Source organism: Agromyces sp. NPDC058126 (assembly GCF_042884595.1).
GTDB lineage: Bacteria > Actinomycetota > Actinomycetes > Actinomycetales > Microbacteriaceae > Agromyces.
Genome location: NZ_JBHVTS010000005.1, coordinates 76,380 through 95,990, shown reverse-complemented (window position 1 = coordinate 95,990; position 19,611 = coordinate 76,380). Strand labels below are relative to the sequence as shown.

Below are 19,611 nucleotides of genomic sequence, written 5' to 3'. Positions count from 1 at the left end.
TCAGACGCGCGCGTGCACCCCGTCGAGCACCCGCTCGAGGTAGGGGTTCTGGAAGCGCCGCTCGGGGTCGAGCTCCTCGCGCACGGCGAGGAAGTCGTCGAACCTCGGGTAGACACCGCGCAGCGTCTCGGCCGACTGCGTGTGCATCTTGCCCCAGTGGGGCCGACCCTCGTACGAGCGCATGATGTCCTCGACGGCGGTGAAGTACTCCCGCTCGTCCTCGCGGAAGTAGCGGTGGACGGCGATGTAGCCCGAGTCGCGACCGTGTGCGGTCGAGAGCCAGTTGTCGTCGGCCGCGGCGGCGCGCACCTCGATCGGGAAGCTCACCCGCCACCCCTTGCGGTCGATGAGCTCGCGCACCTCGCGGAACGCGTCGGGCACGGCCTCGAGGGGCACCGCGTACTCCATCTCGCGGAACCGCACGGTGCGGTTGGTGATGTACACCTTCTGCGAGAAGTCGGCGAAGTCGCGGTCGCCGGTGAACTTGTCGACCTGCCGGGCGAAGAACGGGGTCGTCGCCGGCGCCGCCTTGCCGAGGGCGCAGATGCCCCGGTAGAGGCCGTTCGCGAGCAGCTCGTCGTCGATCCATCGTGAGACGGTGCCGAGCGGCTTGCGCGGGGCGTCGCCGGGGAGGCGCGTGTTCGTCTTGGTGAGCGCCTGCTCGGTGTGCGGGAACCAGTAGAACTCGAAGTGGTCGGCACCCTGCACCCGGGGCATCCACTCGCCGAGCACCTGCTCGAGCGGCTCGGGCTTCTCGACGGCGTGCAGCACGTAGCGCGGAACGAGCTGCAGGGTGAGCTCGACGATGACGCCGAGGGCGCCGAGGCCGAGACGCACGGCGGGCAGCAGTTCGGGTCGTTCGGTCTCGCTCACGGTGATGAGCTCGCCCGTGCCGGTCACGAGCTTCGCCGCGACGATCTGGGTGGCGAGGCCGCCGAAGCCGAGCCCCGTGCCGTGCGTGCCCGTCGAGGTCGCGCCCGAGATCGTCTGCCGGTCGATGTCGCCCATGTTCGCCAGGGCGAGGCCGTAGGGCGCGAGCAGCGCCGGCAGCTCGTGCAGGCGGGTTCCCGCCCCGAGCGTGACCCGCCCGGTCGCGACGTCGGCGTCGATGACGCCAGAGAGCGAGGTGAGATCGAGCTGCACGCCCGGCGCCACGGCGATGCCCGTGAAGCTGTGGCCCGAGCCGACCGGCTTGATGCGCAGGCCGCTCGTCGCGGCCGACTGCACGGCGCGCTGCACGGCCTCGGGCGAGGCGGGGCGCTCCACCCTGAGCGGCCGAACCTGCTCGGTCCGCCCCCAGTTGCGCCACACTGCTCCGGTCGCGGTCACAGGAACGCCTTCCCTTCTCCCCGATACGTCGGGATCATCTCCACGGTCTCGTCGCCGTCGACGACGGCGAACTCGTTCAGGTGCTCGGCGAGCTCGCCCGACTTCGTGTGGCGGAACCACACCCGGTCGCCCACCGCGAGCCGGCGCGCGGCGCGGCCCGACACGGGCGTCTGCACCTCGCCGGCCATCTCGCGCGGCTCCATGACGAGCCCCTCGGGCCAGACGATGCGCGGCAGTCGATCGGGCGCGGGCGGCCCCGAGGCGATCCAGCCGCCGCCGAGGATCGTCGCGTGCGCCGAGCTCGGGCGCCGCACGACGTCGAGCGCGAACGCCGCCGCCGGAGCCGGGGTGAAGTGCTCGTAGCCGTCGAACAGGTGGCCGCCGAACAGGCCCGAGCCCGCGGCGATCTCGGTGACCGCCGGATCGGCCGAGGTGCGTTCGAGCGAGCCCGTGCCGCCGCCGTTCACGAACTCGAGCTCGGCGTGCTCGCGCACGGCCGCGACCGCGCGGGCGCGACGCTCGAGGAGCTCGGGCATCGAGCGCGACTGCATCCAGCGGTTGACGGCGCCGTCGACGGGCCGGCCGGCCGGCCGGTTCACGACCCCGGCGATCTGCGCCTCGTACGACATCATGCCGACGAGCTCGAAGCCGGGGCGGCGGACGATGTAGGCCGCGAGCGCTCCGGCGTCGGCAGGAGCGTGCACGGGCGAACGCCGCACGCCGAGGTGGCCCAGCACCGGGGCATCCCAGGAGGCGTCGAGTTCGAGGCAGACCCGGATCGTCTCGCGCTTGCCGGGCGGCAGCACGGCGTCGACGAAGTCGAGCTGCGCGGGCGAGTCGACCATGAGCGTGATGCGCGCAGCGGCGTCGGCGTCGGTGGCCAGACGACGCAGGCTCGCCCGCTCGGCCGTCGGGTAGCCGACGACGATGTCGTCGACCGTGTCGGCGAGCCAGAGGGCCTCGGCGAGGGTGTACGCGAGCACGCCGCGGTAGCCCGGCATCGTGAGCAGCGATTCGATGACGCTGCGCACCCGTACCGACTTCGACGCGACCCTGATCGGCATGCCGTTCGCCCGTCGCAGCATGTCGAGCGCGTTGTGGCGCAGGGCGCCGAGGTGGAGGGCGCCGACCGGGGCGTCGAGGTGCGCGGTCGCCGCGGTCAGGCGCGGCCAGTACTCGGCGGGCGTGCGCCAGTTCGAGGCGTCGGTCGTGGGGCTGCCGGTCATGCGCAGGTCGATCATGGTCATCAGCGCACGCTCCGCACTCGGGCGACGGCGAACGCCCCCGCGGTCGAGAGGGCCGCACCGAGCAGGAACACGAGCATGAACGAGCCCGAGACGACGACGGCGGCCGCACCGATCATCGGGGCGACGGCCTGCGGCACGGCCGAGGCGATGTTCATGATGCCGAGGTCCTTGCCGCGCGACGTGGCGTCGGGCAGCACCTGCGTGGCGAGCGCCTGGTCGACCGAGAGGAAGCAGCCGTAGCCGAGGCCGAGGAGGCCAGCGCCGACCATCGCGACGGTCAGGTCGGGGAACAGGCCGAGCAGCAGCGCCGCGACGCCCTGCAGGGCCGAGGCCACGAACACGAACTGCTTGCGGCGCCCGAGCTTGTCGGAGAGCTTGCCGCCGATGAGGGACGCGAGGATCACGAACACCATGTAGATGAGCGTGAGCACGATGAGGTCGTCCTCGGCGTTCTGGTCGTTCAGCTGGAACATGAGGAAGTAGAGCAGCAGGCTCGTGCCGAGCGCGTTGCCGGTCGAGACGAGCACTCGGCTGAGCAGGGTCCACCCGAAGTCGGGGTGCTTCCTCGGGCTGATCCAGAAGCCCGAGATGATGCTCTTCAGCGTCATCGGGGTGCGCAGCGCCGGGGCGAGCGGCTCGTCGTGCCGGGTGAGGAAGGGAACCGCGAGCACGAGGAGGAGCACCGCGAGCAGGACGTAGCCGAGCGACGCGTCGGTGACGAGCTCGGTCACGAGGATGAGCCCGACGATGATGCCGACCGCCTGGGGCGCCGACATCCAGCCCGACACGAAGCCGCGCTGGTTCACCGGCACCTGGTCGGAGATCGTCGCGGTGAGCGCAGCGGTCATGATGCAGAAGCCGATGGATGCCACGACCCACGCGGTGCCGATCGCCCACATCTCGGTCTGGAAGCCGAGTGCCACGAGCGATGCCGCGAACACGAGGCCGCCGATGAGGATCCAGGGCCGGCGGCGACCGAAACGCGAGCTCGTGCGGTCGGAGAGGGCGCCGGTCAGCGGGTAGGCGATGATCGTCGCGATCGCCGCGATGCCCGAGATGGTGCCGAACGCGACGACGGAGTCGACCCAGTGCTCGGGCTTGAGCTCGGCGTCGATCTGGGCCGGCAGCAGCAGTTGCACGGGAGTGAGCTGCGCCATCCAGATGCCGAACCAGACGGTCGCGAACGACGCGATCCATCCGGCGCCGATGCGGCGCGTCGGTTCGGCGAATGCCGCGGGGGTGGTGGGGGCGCCAGGGGCGTCGGCACGCGTCATCGGGTGTCGGCCATTCTTGTGAGTGCGTCGGCGGCCGCGTGCGCGACCGCCCGGGCGGCATCGTCGTCGCGGTCGACGAGCCAGGTGAGGGTGAGCCCGTCGGTGAAGGCGACGAGCACGCGCGCGACGCGTTCGACGGGGACCGTCCAGCGCGCGCCGGCGAGTTCGGCGCCGAGTTCGAGCGACTGCGCCGCGAGGGCGATGTACTTCTCGTACTGGGCGGCGGCGAGCGGCTGGCGTTCGGGTGAGCGGAGCGCGTACTGGGTGAGCTCGAGCATCGCCTGCTCGTGCTCGGGATCGGCCTTCAGGTGCTCGAAGTACCGGAGGATGCCGGCCTCGACGAGTTCGAACAGCGTGAGCCCCTCGACCTCTTCGGGCGTGACCGCCTGCTGCTCACGGGCGACCACGGTCGAGATGAGCTCGTCGATGAGCTCGTCGCGCGACTCGAACGCGTAGTGGAAGCTCGCGAGGCTCATGCCGGCCTCGGCGACGATCGCGCGGGTCGTCGCTTGGGCGAGGCCCTTGCGGGAGACCACGATGAGCGCGGCGGCCACGAGCGCGGCGCGTCGCTCGGCTGCGGGGATTCGGGCCACGTTGCTCCTCTCGACTGCGATGCCGACGAAGTGGGACAATCGTCCCAGTCGCATCAGTATGCACGAAAACGCTACGGCATGCATGCTCGCCACCGACTACGCTCGCAACATGCGTCTCGGTGTTCTCGATGTCGGTTCCAATACGGTGCACCTCCTCGTGGTCGATGCGCACCGCGGCGCCCGCCCGATCCCGATGACGTCGCACAAGTCGGTGCTGCGCCTCATGCGCTACCTCGACGCCTCCGGCGCCATCGACGAGGAGGGGGTCGCGGCCATCATCGAGGCCGTCGGCGCCGCCGCGGCCGCTGCGCGCGAGGCCGACATCGACGAGTTCCTCCCGTTCGCGACCTCGGCGATCCGCGAGGCCGCCAACGGCGAGGAGGTCCTCGCGCGCGTCGCCCGCGAGACCGGCGTCGAGCTCCAGGTGCTGCCCGGCGAGGACGAGGCGAACCTGACGTTCCTCGCCGTCCGGCGCTGGTACGGCTGGTCGGCCGACAACCTCCTCCTCTTCGACATCGGCGGCGGCTCGCTCGAACTCACCCAGGGCGTCGACGAGATCCCGGATGTCGCGCGGTCGGTGCCGCTCGGCGCCGGGCGGTCGACCGTCGAGTTCCTGCCCGACGACCCGCCCTCCGAGCAGCAGGTCGCGCGGCTGCGAGCCCACGCGCGAAAGCTCCTCGCCGACGAGGTCGGCGCGTTCCGCGGACTCCCCGCCCCCGACCACGTCGTCGGGTCGTCGAAGACGATCCGCTCACTCGCGCGGCTCGCCGGCCACGTCGCCGAAGGCGTCGGCTCGAGCGAGCGCTACGTGCTCACACGGCGCGGCCTCGACGACTGGACGCCCCGGCTCGCGAAGATCCCGGCCGACGCGCGGCCGGCGCTGCCCGGCATCACCGCCGACCGCACGTTCCAGATCGTGGCCGGCGCGGTCGTGCTCTCCGAGGCGATGCGCGCCTTCGACGTCCGCGAACTCGAGGTCTCGCCGTGGGCGCTGCGCGAAGGACTCATCCTCCGCCGGCTCGACCTGATGGACTGAGCGGGGCGGGCCCGAAGCATCCGTTCATGCGCGAAACGGCGGTCGCGCAGCCCCCACTGCGCGACCGCCGTTTGTTCTCGTCGGCTGCGGCGCTACCCCGCGATCGCCTTCGCCTTCAGCTGCTCGTACTCGGCCTGGTTGATCGCACCGGAGTCGAGCAGGCGCTTCGCCGTCTCGATCTCGCTCGCCGACGACGCGCCGCCACCGCCGCCGGTGCCCGCGACGGTGCGGATGTAGTCGGCGTTCTGGGCCTGCACCTGCTGGGCCTCCTCCATGCGACGCTGGGCCATCGAGTTGCCACGCGCGATCAGGTAGATGAAGGCCGCCAAGAACGGCAGGAACACGAGGAAGATCACCCACAGCGCCTTCGCCCACCCGTTGAGGGTGTGGTCCTTGAAGATGTCGATGATCACCGTGATGAAGATCCAGATGCACGCGATCAGGACGTAGAACCAGAAGAGCCAGATGAGGAAGTCCCAGAAGCTGTTGTTCACAGTGGTGCCCCTTTCGTCCGCGGCGTGACGGTCGCGCCGTCGTGCCTCGACACTAGACCTCCGCAGGGTCTCAGCGCATCACCTCATTCGGGTGGAATCCGCACCGCCGTCGCTTCGCGCGGCACGTTCGTGGAATCGAGATGGATGTCGCTGAGATCGACCGTGACCGGGGTGCGGGTGGTGTCCGGCGATCGATCGGGGAGGCGAAGGTGGACCCGGCGGCTCGTGGACAGGGTGATGCCGTCGATCTCGACATGCTCCGCCACGTACTGCGTCGTCTTGGTGTAGTCGTCGACCTCGGGCTGCACGTCGCTCCGCCGCAGTCGGTACTCCTCGTCGAAGTAGTACAGCTGGGTCCGATTGTGGCTGTCGACCTCCGGCGGGAATGTGACGCTGAGCCCGCGCCAGATCTCACCGTGCTCGGAGTGCGCCGCGATCTCGTGGCTCGTGACGCCCGGAAAGGCGAACACGAACGGCTCGACGAGGTGGAGCCAGGTCGCGTAGCAGCGGAAGTACGCCATCTGCGCCTCGCTCCAGACCGAGCGCTCGGTGTACCCGTCGAACGACCGCCGCGGATCGTGCAGCTCCTCGATGACGTCGCCGTTCGACTCCGTCACCGTGATCAGGTTCGCCGCCCGGTCGAAGACCATCTGAACCCCGCCGTCGGCATCGGTCTGCCGGATCCACTGCTCGTGCGCGCGGGCCTCCACGACCGCGGCTCCGGCGTAATCGGGATGCCCCTTCACCTCCCAGAACGAGCCGCCGTACCGCGCCGTGGCGGTGATCGTGGAGAGCGAGGCGAATCGGTCCGCCCCGTTCGCCTCGAGGACCAGCTCGAGTAGCGACGACATCTTCCCCCCGTCTCAGCGAGCGGCGCCCGCCGCTGTGGAGATTCTGGCGTCCGCCTGCTGGCGGTGCCCACGGGCGCGAGCCAAACGTCCGCGATCGCGTTCGCGTCGAGGGGATCGGCGCCGCGGCGACGCGTCGCCGCCGTCGGGTCGATCGTCAGTCGACCAGCACCTTGGCGATCTCGTCGAGCGAGCTGAGCTGTGTCAACGGATCGACATCCGCGTCGCAGGCGAGTTGGAGTGAATACGCGTTGCTCATCTGCGAAGCCGCGGAATCCAGGTTCGTGAACACGCGCGCGGCCATGAGCCACATCTTCCCGTCGGCCTCCACGATCACCGACCTGTTGGCCACTTCGCCATCCGCGACCCCGGGCGTCGATGCGTGGGTGAGCACGAAGTACTCATCCGCCGCGTACGTCGCCACCTCATCGGCCGATAGACCGGCCACTTCTGCGAGGAGCTCGTCGGACGCGGACCGGTCGTCGGCCGCCGCCGTCTCGAAGACCTCCTGGTAGTAGTACGCCGTGCACGTGCCATCGGCGTTCACGAAGCTCACTTCCCCCGTCTCGGCATCCGGGTTGTGCGTCCAGGCGGCGTCGTCGCCTCCCATGGACACATTCCAGCCCACCATCGCCATCGGGTCGAGCTGCGCGCCCTCGGCGAAGCCGAGCGATTCCGGCGCGTCGGCCGGTGCGGAACTCGAGGGGGTCTCGGCGGGGTCCGACTGCGACGGGGTCGAGGTCGCGTGCGCCCCGCCATCCGGGACGGCGGCGCAACCGGCGGAGAGCAATGCCGAGGACATCACGAGGATCATGCCGACGAGCCTCGCGCCGCCGAGGACTCGAACGTGCGGATTCCGCCTGGACCCGACGACTCGTGGCATGGCGAGCTCCCGTCCGTACGACGACCGGCCGCGTGACCGAAGGACGACGTGGCGTCACGCGTTGCCGCGTTCCGCTGACACGACGCTCTGCTCAGAGGCTAGCGAGCGCATGATCCCGGTCCCAGTCCCCCGATCGGGTGGACTCGGGAATCGCCGAGGTGTCGCCGTTGCCTCCTTCCGCGGATGGGTGTGCCGTGGTGGCCATGAACGCTCCCCCACGATGCACGGCGCACAGTGGATCGGGAGCGGCGCGCTTCGCTTGAGGGGGCCCGCTCTGGGTCTTTCGTGCGTCCGGCCCACGTCGTACTCTGACCCCGTGGACACTAGCGACACCTCGGCATTGTCCGCCGCCACCTCCTCGACGCCCGGCCGCCGGGCGGAATCCGAAGCGGTGTACGCGGCGCTGTCCGCCGGCATAGTCGGTGCGATCTACGGTCTCATCCTGGGGTCGGTCGTGCCCGACCGTCCCGTGGCCGGAGCGGCCGATTCGTTCGCGATCTGGGCGGCGACCGGTGCGGGAATCGTCGCCGCCGTCGCTTCGTCGATCGGGTACTGGCGGGCGCGCCACCGTCCAGGGCAGGAGTGGCGGGGGTCGCTCCCGTTGTGGAAGGCCATCGTCAACACGGCGTCGGTCGTGGTCGTGCACGCCGCACTCGCGTTCGTCGCTGCGTACGCGCTCTTCAGGGTGTTCGAGCGAGGGTTCATCGGGCTGCCGATCGTGACGTTCTGGTCGGTCGTCATGATGGCGACCACCCTGGGCCTCGCCGCCTGGATCGTCTACCTCTCGGTGTCAGCCATGACGACCCAACGAATGTCGTCGCTGATGCTGGCCTTCATCGCGATCGGCACGTTGACCGCGATGGTCACCACCCCCGACCCGAAGTGGTGGACGATCCACTTCAGCCACCTCGGCACCTTCGAGGACGACCTGTCGAGCTGGCTCTTCAACGGCACGTTGATCGCCGCCGGGCTTCTCGTGACGACGTTCGCCGTCTACGTGGCCCACGACATGCGCGCCCTCGCGGCGGCCGGGGTGCTCGAGAACCCGAGGGGGCCGCGCATCGTCCCCGTGCTGTTCGTCATCATGGGGATCATGCTCGCCTGCGTGGGCATCTTCCCCGTCGACGTGAACATGACGGCCCACAACCTGTCGGCCTCCGGCATGGCCGTGATGTTCCTGGTGCTCCTCATCGGTGGCCCGAGGTTCTTCCGCGGCCTGCCCCGCACGTACTTCGTCGCGTCGTGGGGGTTCCTCGCGGCGGTGGTCGTCTCGGTGATCCTCTTCATCCCCGCAATCGGCTACTTCTCGCTCACCGCGTTCGAGATCATCGTGTTCGCGCTGATCTTCGGTTGGATCGCGGTGTTCATCCGCTTCCTCGGCGTCGCGGGACGCCACGACTGACCGCAAGCTGTCTCGATCGATGGGAGTTCACGATGACACTCACCAGGGCAGAGCAGTTCCAGGACGGACGCGACCGGCGACACCGGATGCCGCGCAGTGCGCACGGCGAGTGGGCACCCGCGAAGGAACGGGCCGACCTGGTTGATGTGCTGACGGCATCCGATTCCGGCCGCTTGCAGGAGCTCATCCCGATCCGCTTCGCTCGCATGGCGGCGAGCCCCTTCGCGTTCTTCCGGGGCTCGGCGGCTGTCATGGCCAGCGACCTTGCCCACATCCCGACGACGGGACTGGGGGTCCTGCTGTGCGGCGACTGCCACCTCGTGAACTTCGGGCTGTTCGCGACTCCAGAACGCAATGTCGTCTTCGGGGTCAATGACTTCGACGAGACGATGCCCGGACCATGGGAATGGGATCTCAAGCGACTCACCGCCAGTCTGGTCGTCGCCTGCCAGGACTCGGGTATGGACGACCATGACGCGAAATCCGTCGCGATCGCCGGTGCGGCCGCGTACCGGCGTCGCATCGCCGAGCTCGCCACCATGACTCCGCTGGAGGTGTGGTACGACCGCATCGACCTGGCAAGGTTGATCGAGGAGGCGCCGGACAAGAAGACGAGGAAACGTCGAAGGAAGCTGCGACGCAAGGCACGCCGACGGGTTGCCGAGAACGTGTTCCCGAAGCTCGTGGACACCACTGCGGGAGGGCTGCGGATCGCCGATCAGCCGCCACTGATCTTCCACTTGGATGATGTGACGGTGGAGAGCGTCCAGGGGTTCTTCAGTGCCTACCGGTCCTCGCTTTCTCGCCCGCTTCAGGTGCTGTTCGACCGCTACACCCTGCGCGATGTCGCGATCAAGGTCGTGGGAGTGGGCAGCGTCGGCACCCGCTGCTACGTCGTGCTGTTCACCGACGATGACGGCAAGCCCCTGCTGCTCCAAGTCAAGGAAGCGAACGAGTCGGTCCTCGCCCCGTACGTCCCCCGACGCCCGGATGCGCTGACGCACCACGGCCAGCGCGTCGTCACCGGTCAGCGGCTGATGCAGCCCGCGAGCGACATCTTCCTCGGATACGCCACCAGCCCCGCCGGCCGTGACTTCTACGTGCGTCAACTGCGCGACATGAAGCTGTCGGTCGACCTCATCGCCGATGTCGGGCTGATGACGCGATACGCCGAATTCTGCGCAGCCGCGCTGGCCCGCGCCCACGCCAACACAGGTTCCGCCGCCGGGATCGCGGGCTACCTCGGCAAGAGCGACACGTTCGACAAGGCTCTCGGGCGCTTCTCGCTTGCGTACGCCGAGCAGACGGTCCACGACCATCACGCACTCGTCGACGCGATCAACGCCGGGCGACTTGAGGCGACCCTCGACACCGACTGACCCCTCACGAAGCACCGATCCGGCCTTCAAAGAGCATCAAGAACGGTGCTCCCGCTGGGATTCGAACCCAGACTCGAGCGGGTTTAAGCCGCCTGCCTCTGCCGATTGGGCTACGGGAGCGTCGCGCCCGGAAGATGCGGAACGCGGCGCCGCCCCGAAGGGCGACACCGCGTCTCAGCTTAGTCAGGGGCCATCCGCTACTTGGCGGCGACGGGCTCCTTCTTGGCGGGCTTGGCGTCCTTCGCCGCGGCGGGCGCGGCCGGTGCGGGCGCCTCGACCGCCGGCGGCTTCGGACGAGCTGCGAAGAGCTCGAACTGGGCGCGCGGGGTCTGCACCGCCTCGATCGCGACGATGTCGCGGCGGAGCCAGAAGTTGTTCCACCAGCCCCAGAACACGCGGAACTTGCGCTCCCAGCTGGGCATCGCGAGGCCGTGGTAGCCGCGGTGCGCGAACCAGGCCAGCAGGCCCTTGATCGCGAGCTTGCCCGACTGGAACACGCCCGAGCCGATGCCGAGGCCGGCGACGGCACCGAGGTTCTTGTGGAAGTACTGCTTGGGCTCCTCGCCGCGGAGCACCGCGACGATGTTCTTCGCGAGCAGCTTGCCCTGACGCACCGCGTGCTGGGCGTTCGGCACGCAGTAGCCGCCGACGCCGCCGCCCGAGAGGTCGGGCACGGCCGAGATGTCGCCGGCCGCCCACGCGTCGGGGACGAAGTCCTCGTCGTCGCCGACGCGGAGGTCGGCGCGAGTCTTGATGCGGCCGCGCTCTTCGACGGGAAGGTCGCTCGTGCGCACGATCGCCGGGTTCGCCATGACGCCGGCGGTCCAGACGATCAGGTCGGACTCGAAGCTCTCGCCGGTCGACAGCTCGATCTTGCCGTCCTGCGCGCTCGTGAGCTGGGTGTCGAGGTGGATCTCGGCACCGCGCTGCGCGAGGTGCTTGATGACCCAGTGGCTCGTCTCGAGCGAGACCTCGGGCATGATGCGCCCCATCGCCTCGATGAGGTGGAAGTGCGTCTCGTCGAAGCTCAGCTGCGGGTAGTACTCGAGCAGCGAGCTCGCGAAGGAGCGGAGCTCGGCGAAGACCTCGATGCCGGCGAAGCCGCCGCCGACGACGGTGACCGTGAGCAGTCGCTCGCGCTCGGGGCCGGCGGGCAGGCTCGCCGCCTTGTCGAAGTTCGAGACGAGGCGGTCGCGGATCGCGACGGCCTCTTCGATCGTCTTCAGGCCGATCGCGTTGTCGGCGATGCCGGGGATCGGGAAGGTGCGCGAGACGGCACCGCCGGTCACGACGACGACGTCGTACTCGAACTCCCACGGCTCGCCGAGCTCGGGGGTGATCGTCGCGGTCTTCGAGGCGTGGTCGATCTTGGTGACCTTCGCCGTGACGACGTTGGTCTTCTTCAGGTGGCGACGCTGCGAGGTGACTGCGTGGCGGGCCTCGATCGAACCCGCCGCGACCTCGGGCAGGAACGGCTGGTAGGTCATGTAGGGCAGCGGGTCGACGACCGTCACCTCGGCCTCGCCGGCGCGCAGCCACTTCTCGAGCTTCCACGCCGTGTAGAACCCCGCATAGCCACCGCCGACGATGAGAATCTTGGGCACGGTGAATGGACTCCTCAGTATCTGGTGATGCGGCCTGATGCGTGCGATCACTGCTCGCGAGTGCGGACAGTCCGCCTGGTATGCCGAGTGGCGCCGATGCCCAACAGCGCTGCTAGCGTACCAAATCCTGCGACGAGCGAGAGCGGCACCGTGATGTAGGCCAGTGTCCACGGCGTCGGAAGCAGTGTCGCCGTGCCCTCGTCGGCGGGTGGCGGCGGGTCGGCGATGGGCACGATCTCGGATTCGGGCGAATCCGTCGGCTGCGTCGTCGAGGAGGCGCGCCGGTGCAGGGTGATCCACTCCTCGAGGCTGCCGAGCGGGTTCTCGTCGACCTGCTCGACCTCGGCCTCGAGCGCCGGGACGGGGTCGATCAGCCCGTAGCCGTAGAGCGGGCTCGGCACCTCGTGCCCGTTCGGGTCGGCGGTCTGGATGACCCGGTTGATGACGTTCGCCGCGTCGAGCTCGGGGTACTCGGCGCGCACGAGCGCCACGAGTCCCGAGACGAGCGGGGTCGCCGCGCTCGTGCCGTCCCAGATGACGACGCGGCCGTCTGGCCGGACGCCCACGAGGTCCTCACTGGGTGCCGCGACGCCGAGCGTGATGCCCTGGGAGCTCGCGTCGAGGCTCGCGTTCTTCTCCTTGTCGACGCCCGCGACGGCGAGCACGCCGGGGATCGTCGCCGGCGCGCCGACCTCGGTCGTGCCGCTGCCGCGGTTGCCCGCCGCGGCGACGACCACGACGTCGTGCTCGAAGGCGTAGAGGAACGCCTCGTCCCAGCTCTCGGGCCAGTCGCGGGTGTTGCGCGTGAGCGACATGTTGATGACGTCCGCGCCGTTGTCGACGGCCCATCTCACGCCCTCGGCGATCTGCTCGTCGTTCGACTTCTCGGCGCCGGTGTCCTGCCCGAATGCGACCGACACCGTCAGCAGATCGGCCTCGGGAGCGACGCCGATGACGCCGGCCCCCTCCCCCGTGCCGCGCCCGGCCAGGAGCGACGCCACCATCGTGCCGTGCCCGCTCTCGTCGGGGTCGCCGACCGGCGTCTGCCCGTCGGGAGTGCCGAGGCCCGAGACATCCGTGCCGCCGGTGACGGCACCGCGGAGCTCGGTGACGTTGCCGTTCACCCCGGTGTCGATGATCGCGACCTTGACGCCCTTGCCCTTGGTGGTGTTCCACGCCGTCGTGAAGCCGTAGTCGCCGAGCCAGTACTCGTAGTCGCGAACCGTGTCGGCGCGGGCGGGGAGGGCGCCGCCGAGCAGCACCGCGGCAGCCGCGACCGCGGCGGTCGCGGTCTTCGCGAGCGTCGTTGCGAGGCGGCCCCGGCGGCGGGTCATTCCGAGTCGACTCCGTAGTCGGGGCATCGGCAGACGGCGGGCGACCAGCTCGAGCGTTCGAGGGCGAGGTCGCCGATGGGATTCAGGCCCGGCCCCGCCGCGAGCGACTGCGCGGCGAGCGCGTGCAGGCACTTCACCCGCGTGGGCATGCCGCCCGCCGAGATGCCGTCGACCTCGGGCACGTCGCCGAACCGGGCGCGGTCGGCGAGGTACTCGCGGTGGGCGTGCTCGTACGCGGCGCGCACGTCGTCGTCGCTCGCGAGCAGCTCGGTGCACTCGACCATGAGCTGGGCCGCCTCGAGGAACGACATCGCGGCCGTCGCACCGGGGTGCGAGAGGTAGTAGAACGTCGGGAACGGCGTGCCGTCGGCCAGGCGCGGCGAGGTCGCGACGACGGTGGGCGCACCGCAGACGCAGCGCGCGGCGATGCCGACGACGTTGCGGGCCGGGCGGCCGAGCTGGGCCGACACGATCGCGAGATCGCGCTCGGTCACCTCCTCGAACGGGGGCCGGGTCATCGCGCGCCCTCCGCATCGGGGGTCGCCGGGGCGTCGGTCGCCGGCGCCGCCGGGTCACCCGCCTCGGGGGCCAGCCCCGCGGTCATCACGGAGTCGAGCAGGGTGCGCATCCAATCGCCCTTCGATTCGGTCACTTCGGCCGAGACCGCGGCGGCGTCCTCCGCCTTCGCGGCCTCGCTGCGGTCGTCGATGACGAGGTAGCTCACCTCGCCCGGCATCACGTAGTACAGACGCTCACGCGCCTGGGTGACGATGAACGTCTCGTCGTTCCAGCGCTCGCGCTCGTCGCGCAGACGCTGGACCTCGGTCTCCTGCGCGGCCACCGCGGCGCGCAGCTCGGCGAGCTGCGCGCGCTGCTGCGCGAAGGCCGCGATCGTCGGTGCGAGCACCACGACCGCGAGCACGAGCACTCCCAGCATGATGAGCGAGAAACCTGAGAAACGGATGCCACTGAGCCAGCCCGCACGCACGGCGTCCGTCGAACCGCCCACGGCGGGAGCGGCCGAACGGGGAGGCTTCGCCGGCCCGGACCGGCCCGTCTTCGCGGCGGGGCGGGTGTTCGCGGGCTTCGCGGATGCCGCGGACTTCGCGTTCCCAGGCTTCGCGTTCGCCGGCTTCGCGTTCATCGGCTTCGCGTTCGCGGACTTCGCGTTCGCGGCCTTCGCCCCTGCGGCGCCTCGCTTCGCGGACGAGGCGGGCGCCGAGGCATCCCGGCCCTGGTTCTGCGGGGTGCGCGAACGCGGCGTGCGCGCACCGGCCGGGTTCGCGGGACGCCGGGGGTTGCGGGGGGAATCGTCCTTCATCGCCCCTCCTCCCGGCAGGCCCGGAAGACGACGACGGGGGCGGCCACCCGGCCACCCCCGTCGCTGCAGTTCAGCTACGCTGTCACGCCGTGAAGCGCGGGAACGCCGTGCGACCGGCGTACACCGCGGCCTCACCGAGCTCTTCTTCGATCCTCAGAAGCTGATTGTACTTGGCCACACGCTCCGAGCGGGCGGGCGCGCCCGTCTTGATCTGACCGCAGTTGGTCGCGACGGCGAGGTCGGCGATCGTCGTGTCCTCCGTCTCGCCCGAACGGTGCGAGAGCACCGCGGTGTAGCCCGAGCGCTGCGCGAGCGACACGGCGTCGAGGGTCTCGGTCAGGGTGCCGATCTGGTTGACCTTCACGAGGATCGAGTTGCCCGCGTGCTTGGCGATGCCGTCGGCGAGGCGCTTCGGGTTGGTGACGAACAGGTCGTCGCCGACGAGCTGCAGCTTCTGCCCGAGCTCGGCGGTGAGGGCCGTCCAGCCCTCCCAGTCGGCCTCGTCCAGCGGGTCCTCGATCGAGATCAGGGGGTACGCTGCGGCGAGCTCGGCGTAGTACGCGCTCATCTCGGCCGACGTGCGGTCCTTGCCCTCGAAGCGGTAGACGCCGTTCTCGAAGAACTCGGACGCGGCGACGTCGAGGCCGAGCGCGATGTCGGTGCCGAGCGTGAAGCCGGCCTTCTCGACCGCCTCCGAGATGAAGTCGAGCGCGGCGCGGTTGTGCTCGAAGTCGGGGGCGAAGCCGCCCTCGTCGCCGAGGCCGGTCGAGTAGCCCTTCGACTTCAGCAGGCTCTTCAGCGAGTGGTAGGTCTCGACGCCCCAACGGAGGCCCTCGGAGTAGGTCGGCGCGCCGATCGGCAGCACCATGAACTCCTGGATGTCGACGCCGGTGTCGGCGTGCGCGCCGCCGTTGATGATGTTCATCATCGGCACGGGCAGCACGTGCGCGTTCGGGCCGCCGAGGTAGCGGAACAGCGGCAGGTCGGCCGCGTCGGCGGCGGCCTTCGCGACGGCGAGCGAGACGCCGAGGATGGCGTTCGCGCCGAGGGCGCTCTTGTTGTCGGTGCCGTCGGCCTCGATGAGGGCCGCGTCGACGAGGCGCTGGTCGCTCGCGTCGAGGTCTTCGATGGCCGGGCCGAGCTGGTCGAGCACGGCGTCGACGGCCTTCTGCACGCCCTTGCCGAGGTAGCGGTCGGCGTCGCCGTCGCGCAGCTCGTAGGCCTCGAATGCACCGGTGGAGGCGCCCGAGGGCACGGCCGCGCGGGCCAGGGTGCCGTCGTCGAGCAGCACCTCGACCTCGACCGTCGGGTTGCCGCGCGAATCCAGGATCTCGCGCGCGCCTACAGCTTCGATGAATGCCACAGTGGACTCCTCGTGTGGGTGGGGTGACTGGGTGGAAGACTCCGTCGTGATCCGCGCCCAAGTCTAGAGGTCGAGGATGTCTCGCGCTTGCGAGCGATCCCGACCACGATCGAGCGGGCGAAGTTGGCGTGATCCATGCGCAGGTTGGCGCCGGCTCGCCCCTCGGCGAGCGCGGTTACGCGCCGAGCTCGCGGAACTCGAGCGCGGCGGCGTCGGTCGCCGAGGCCGACACGTTCGCGAAGGCGTCGAAGCCGTCGGCGGTCACGCGGTCGAGCAGGGCGCGCATGTTCTTGGTCCGGCGTTCGAGGCGAACGCGGGTTCCGGATGCCACGAGCTCGGCCTTGAGGGCGAGCAGGCGTGCCTGCGGGACCTCCCCGTCGTAGACCAGCACGACCGCACGCGGGCGCGCGTCGTCGGCGATCTCGAGCAGGTCGACGATGCGTTCGAAGCCGATCGAGAAGCCGCAGGCCGGCACGTCCTGGCCGAGGAACCGACCGATCATGCCGTCGTAGCGGCCGCCGCCGCCGAGCGAGTAGCCGAACTCGGGGTGGGCGATCTCGAAGATCGTGCCCGTGTAGTAGCCCATGCCGCGCACGAGCGTCGGGTCGAACTCGATCGCGGCGTCGGGCAGCGCTGCGCGCAGCGCGAGGAGGTCGTCGTAGGCGGACCGGTCGAGCCACGCGGGCGGCGGCACGACGCCGTCGGCGAGGTGCCAGTCGGCGCTCGTGAGCCCCTCGAGCGCGGTCGCCACGTCGACGTCGGCCGACACCGCCCCCGTCTCGGCGAGCTCGGCGGCAACGCCCGCGACGCCGATCTTGTCGAGCTTGTCGACGGTGATGAGGGCGCGCTCGCGCAGCTCCTCGGGCACGCCCCACGACGCGAGGATGCCCTGCAGCACGCGGCGGTCGTTGAGGCGGATCGTCGTGCCGGTGAGCCCGAGCGCGTCGAGCGTCGCGACGGTCGCGGTGAGCAGTTCGAGCTCGGCGAGCGGCCCGGCCTCGCCGATGATGTCGATGTCGCACTGCACGAACTGGCGGTAGCGGCCCTTCTGCGGGCGCTCGGCGCGCCACACCGGGGCGATCTGGATCGCACGGAACACGGGCGGCAGGGCCGCGCGGTGCGTCGCGTAGAAGCGGGCGAGCGGCACGGTCAGGTCGTAGCGCAGGCCGAGGTCGGCGAGCGCGAGGGCGTCACCGGATGCCGCGGCGCGCGCGAGGTCGTCGGCGGTCAGGCCGCGCTTCATGACCGCGAACGCGAGCTTCTCGTTGTCGCCGCCGAGCCCGGCGTGCAGGCGGCTCGAGTCCTCCATCACGGGCGTCTCGATCTCGTCGAAGCCGTGGGCCGCGTAGACCCCGCGGATCACGCCGAGGGCGTGCTCGCGGCGGGCCTTCTCGGCGGGGAGGAAGTCGCGCATGCCGCGCGGAGGAGTGACGGAAGCGGCCATGCGTGCCATTCTTCCAGTTGTGCGGGCCGACCCCGCGCGCGAGGAGGCACGATGGCAGGCATCACGGTCGCGGGCGTCGCCCGATCGTTCGGCGAGGTGCACGCGGTCCGCGATGCGAGCTTCGAGGTCGCGCCGGGCAGCGTCGCGGGCCTCATCGGACCGAACGGCGCGGGCAAGACGACCCTGCTGCTGATGCTCGCGACCCTGCTCGCGCCCGACGCGGGCACGATCCGCATCGCCGGCTACGACCCCGTCACCGAACCGCACCAGGTGCGACGGCGCATGGGCTGGATGCCCGACGTGCTCGGCTCGTGGCCGACGCTCAGCGTGCGGGTCGCGCTGGCGACGAGCGCCCGCATGTACGGGATGGGTGCCGACGAGGCATCCGCTCGTGCGCAGCAGCTCATCGACCTCGTCGACCTCGCCCCGCTCGCCGAGCAGGCGACGCGGGTGCTCTCGCGCGGGCAGAAGCAGCGGCTGAGCCTCGCCCGCGCCCTCGTGCACGACCCCGAGGTGCTGCTGCTCGACGAGCCGGCCTCGGGCCTCGACCCGGCCGCACGCGCCGAGCTCCGCGAACTCGTCCGCCGGCTCGCGGGCGAGGGCAAGACGATCCTCGTCTCGAGCCACGTGCTCGCCGAGCTCGAGGAGATGGCCGACTCGGCGGTCTACCTCGCGGCCGGCGCGACCGCCGCCCCCGAGGACGTCGCCCGTGCGGGCAAGGCTGCGAGGCACTGGCGGATCAGGTCGCTCGACCCCGATCGGCTCGTCGCCGCGCTCGGCGCGGCGGGCTTCGGCGAGGTCGCGGTCGTCGACCGCCTCGGCGCGGTGGTGCCGCTCGCGAGCGAGCAGGACGCGGCGCAGCTGCTCGCCCACCTCATCGGCACGGGCGTGCCGGTCTCGTCGTTCGCGCCGGCCGTCGGCGACCTCGAACACGTCTTCCACGACCTCAACCGGGCGGGGGACGACGCATGATCGGGTTCTTCCAGGGCATGTGGCTCATCGTCGCCCTCGACCTCAAGCAGCGTGTGCGCGGCGTCGCCTGGTACGTGCTGCTCGGCGTCTTCGTGCTGCTCGTCACGCTCGTCACGGTGCTCGTCGTCATCGCGACGAACGCGTGGGACTCGGGCGGCGGTGCGGTCTTCTCGACCGTGGTGTTCTTCGTGCTCCTGCTCGGCACGCTCGTCTCCCCCGCGCTCTCGGGCAACGCGATCAACGGCGAGCGCGACGCGGGCACCCTCGCGACGACCCAAGTGACGCTCGTGACGACCGCGCAGCTCGTCGTCGGCAAATGGCTCGCCGCCTGGATCACCGCCCTCGCGTTCCTCGCCGCCTCGGTGCCGTTCCTCGTGTTCGGCGTCGTGCTCGGGCAGGTCTCGGCGTCCACGATCGCGGTGTCGCTCCTCGTGCTCGCCGTCGAGGTGGGCGTGATCGCGGCGATCGGCGTGGGGCTGTCGGGGGTGATCACGCGGCCGCTCTTCTCGGTGGTCGTCACCTACCTCGTCGTCGCCGCGCTCTCGATCGGCACCGTCATCGCCTTCGCACTCGGCGGCGCGGCGATGCAGTCGACGGTGCAGCAGACCTACATCTCGGTCGACTACGAGCGGCTCGACGAGAACGGCCTGCCGCCCGACGGCGAGGACGTGCCGTGCCTGCCCGCGGAGACCGTCGAGTACCAGGTGCCGCGGTTCGACCACGTGTGGGGCTTCCTCGCGGCGAACCCCTACGTCGTCGTCGCGGATGCCTCGCCCGGCACCTTCGACGACTACGGCTCGCCGCGCGACCTCTTCGGCTGGATCGCGGTCGGCGTTCGTCAGGCGCAGCACGCCCCCGATCTCTCGCCGGTCTACGACGAGTGCGAGCAGTGGCGCGAGCACGGCGCGTACGGGTCCCCGGGCGACGAGGACTACGAGACCCCGCAGGAGGTCTACGACCGCTCGGTGCCGTCGTGGTTCGTGGGGCTCTCGATCCACGTGCTGCTCGGCGCGGGCGCGCTCGCCTGGGCGTGGCGCCGCACCGAGGTGCCGGCACGGCGACTCGCGAAGGGCAGCCGGATCGCCTGA

18 protein-coding genes and 1 tRNA gene are annotated in these 19,611 nt (G+C 70.5%); 5 read left to right on the top strand and 14 right to left on the bottom strand.

The window, feature by feature from the left end:
* From ACFVTR_RS15375 to ACFVTR_RS15360, 4 genes are read right to left on the bottom strand one after another with little or no spacing between them, the layout of a single operon-like run.
* Positions 1 to 1,329, bottom strand: coding sequence for a D-arabinono-1,4-lactone oxidase (locus tag ACFVTR_RS15375; RefSeq protein ID WP_387038679.1), 1,329 nt, complete (start codon positions 1,327 to 1,329; stop codon positions 1 to 3).
* Entirely contained in the window at positions 1,326 to 2,570 is a 1,245-nt protein-coding gene (locus ACFVTR_RS15370; protein WP_387039154.1) for an alanine racemase, read from the bottom strand. The genes ACFVTR_RS15375 and ACFVTR_RS15370 overlap by 4 nt, the downstream gene beginning before the upstream one ends.
* Positions 2,571 to 2,575: 5 nt before the next feature.
* Entirely contained in the window at positions 2,576 to 3,850 is a 1,275-nt protein-coding gene (locus ACFVTR_RS15365) for an MFS transporter (RefSeq protein WP_387038677.1), read from the bottom strand.
* Positions 3,847 to 4,443, bottom strand: coding sequence for a TetR/AcrR family transcriptional regulator (locus tag ACFVTR_RS15360; RefSeq protein WP_376947263.1), 597 nt, complete (start codon positions 4,441 to 4,443; stop codon positions 3,847 to 3,849). The genes ACFVTR_RS15365 and ACFVTR_RS15360 overlap by 4 nt, the downstream gene beginning before the upstream one ends.
* Positions 4,444 to 4,552: 109 nt before the next feature.
* Between ACFVTR_RS15360 and ACFVTR_RS15355 the strand changes: the two genes are divergently transcribed.
* Positions 4,553 to 5,479 (top strand): Ppx/GppA phosphatase family protein, encoded by a 927-nt coding sequence (locus ACFVTR_RS15355; RefSeq protein ID WP_387038675.1) that lies wholly within the window; start codon positions 4,553 to 4,555, stop codon positions 5,477 to 5,479.
* Between the two features lie 92 nt (positions 5,480 to 5,571).
* On the opposite strand, the gene ACFVTR_RS15350 is transcribed toward ACFVTR_RS15355, so the two are convergent.
* From ACFVTR_RS15350 to ACFVTR_RS15340, 3 genes are all read right to left on the bottom strand, one after another.
* On the bottom strand, positions 5,572 to 5,973 hold the full coding sequence (locus tag ACFVTR_RS15350) for an SHOCT domain-containing protein (RefSeq protein ID WP_387038674.1): 402 nt from the start codon (positions 5,971 to 5,973) through the stop codon (positions 5,572 to 5,574).
* Between the two features lie 83 nt (positions 5,974 to 6,056).
* Entirely contained in the window at positions 6,057 to 6,824 is a 768-nt protein-coding gene (locus tag ACFVTR_RS15345; protein ID WP_387038672.1) for a hypothetical protein, read from the bottom strand.
* A gap of 154 nt (positions 6,825 to 6,978) precedes the next feature.
* A complete protein-coding gene (locus ACFVTR_RS15340; protein ID WP_387038670.1) occupies positions 6,979 to 7,635 on the bottom strand; it encodes a hypothetical protein in 657 nt (218 codons plus the stop codon).
* A 385-nt stretch (positions 7,636 to 8,020) separates the two neighbouring features.
* Here ACFVTR_RS15340 and ACFVTR_RS15335 point away from each other — a divergent pair, with 385 nt between their 5' ends.
* The gene (locus ACFVTR_RS15335; protein ID WP_387038668.1) at positions 8,021 to 9,106 is read left to right on the top strand and encodes a DUF998 domain-containing protein; all 1,086 of its coding nucleotides are present in this window, start codon (positions 8,021 to 8,023) and stop codon (positions 9,104 to 9,106) included.
* 32 nt (positions 9,107 to 9,138) lie between these two features.
* A complete protein-coding gene (locus ACFVTR_RS15330) occupies positions 9,139 to 10,485 on the top strand; it encodes a DUF2252 domain-containing protein (RefSeq protein WP_387038666.1) in 1,347 nt (448 codons plus the stop codon).
* 46 nt (positions 10,486 to 10,531) lie between these two features.
* Here ACFVTR_RS15330 and ACFVTR_RS15325 read toward each other — a convergent pair.
* The 7 genes from ACFVTR_RS15325 to hisS all read right to left on the bottom strand — a co-directional run bounded on the left by ACFVTR_RS15325 (position 10,532) and on the right by hisS (position 17,551).
* Positions 10,532 to 10,605, bottom strand: a tRNA-Leu gene (locus tag ACFVTR_RS15325).
* A gap of 77 nt (positions 10,606 to 10,682) precedes the next feature.
* On the bottom strand, positions 10,683 to 12,089 hold the full coding sequence (locus ACFVTR_RS15320) for an NAD(P)/FAD-dependent oxidoreductase (protein ID WP_387038664.1): 1,407 nt from the start codon (positions 12,087 to 12,089) through the stop codon (positions 10,683 to 10,685).
* A gap of 47 nt (positions 12,090 to 12,136) precedes the next feature.
* The gene (locus tag ACFVTR_RS15315; RefSeq protein WP_387038662.1) at positions 12,137 to 13,423 is read right to left on the bottom strand and encodes a S8 family serine peptidase; all 1,287 of its coding nucleotides are present in this window, start codon (positions 13,421 to 13,423) and stop codon (positions 12,137 to 12,139) included.
* On the bottom strand, positions 13,420 to 13,941 hold the full coding sequence (locus ACFVTR_RS15310) for a DUF501 domain-containing protein (protein ID WP_387038660.1): 522 nt from the start codon (positions 13,939 to 13,941) through the stop codon (positions 13,420 to 13,422). The genes ACFVTR_RS15315 and ACFVTR_RS15310 overlap by 4 nt, the downstream gene beginning before the upstream one ends.
* Positions 13,938 to 14,744: a septum formation initiator family protein gene (locus ACFVTR_RS15305; RefSeq protein WP_387038659.1), complete on the bottom strand. Its 807-nt coding sequence runs from the start codon at positions 14,742 to 14,744 to the stop codon at positions 13,938 to 13,940. Before ACFVTR_RS15305 ends, ACFVTR_RS15310 begins: the two co-directional genes overlap by 4 nt.
* Before the next feature lie 82 nt (positions 14,745 to 14,826).
* Complete coding sequence (gene eno, locus ACFVTR_RS15300; protein ID WP_387038657.1) at positions 14,827 to 16,107, bottom strand: phosphopyruvate hydratase; 1,281 nt, start codon at positions 16,105 to 16,107, stop codon at positions 14,827 to 14,829.
* 175 nt (positions 16,108 to 16,282) lie between these two features.
* The gene (hisS, locus tag ACFVTR_RS15295) at positions 16,283 to 17,551 is read right to left on the bottom strand and encodes a histidine--tRNA ligase (protein WP_387038655.1); all 1,269 of its coding nucleotides are present in this window, start codon (positions 17,549 to 17,551) and stop codon (positions 16,283 to 16,285) included.
* A gap of 51 nt (positions 17,552 to 17,602) precedes the next feature.
* On the opposite strand from hisS, the gene ACFVTR_RS15290 reads away from it, so the two are divergent.
* Both ACFVTR_RS15290 and ACFVTR_RS15285 read left to right on the top strand, forming a co-directional pair.
* Entirely contained in the window at positions 17,603 to 18,523 is a 921-nt protein-coding gene (locus ACFVTR_RS15290) for an ABC transporter ATP-binding protein (protein ID WP_387038653.1), read from the top strand.
* Positions 18,520 to 19,611, top strand: coding sequence for an ABC transporter permease (locus ACFVTR_RS15285; protein ID WP_387038651.1), 1,092 nt, complete (start codon positions 18,520 to 18,522; stop codon positions 19,609 to 19,611). The genes ACFVTR_RS15290 and ACFVTR_RS15285 overlap by 4 nt, the downstream gene beginning before the upstream one ends.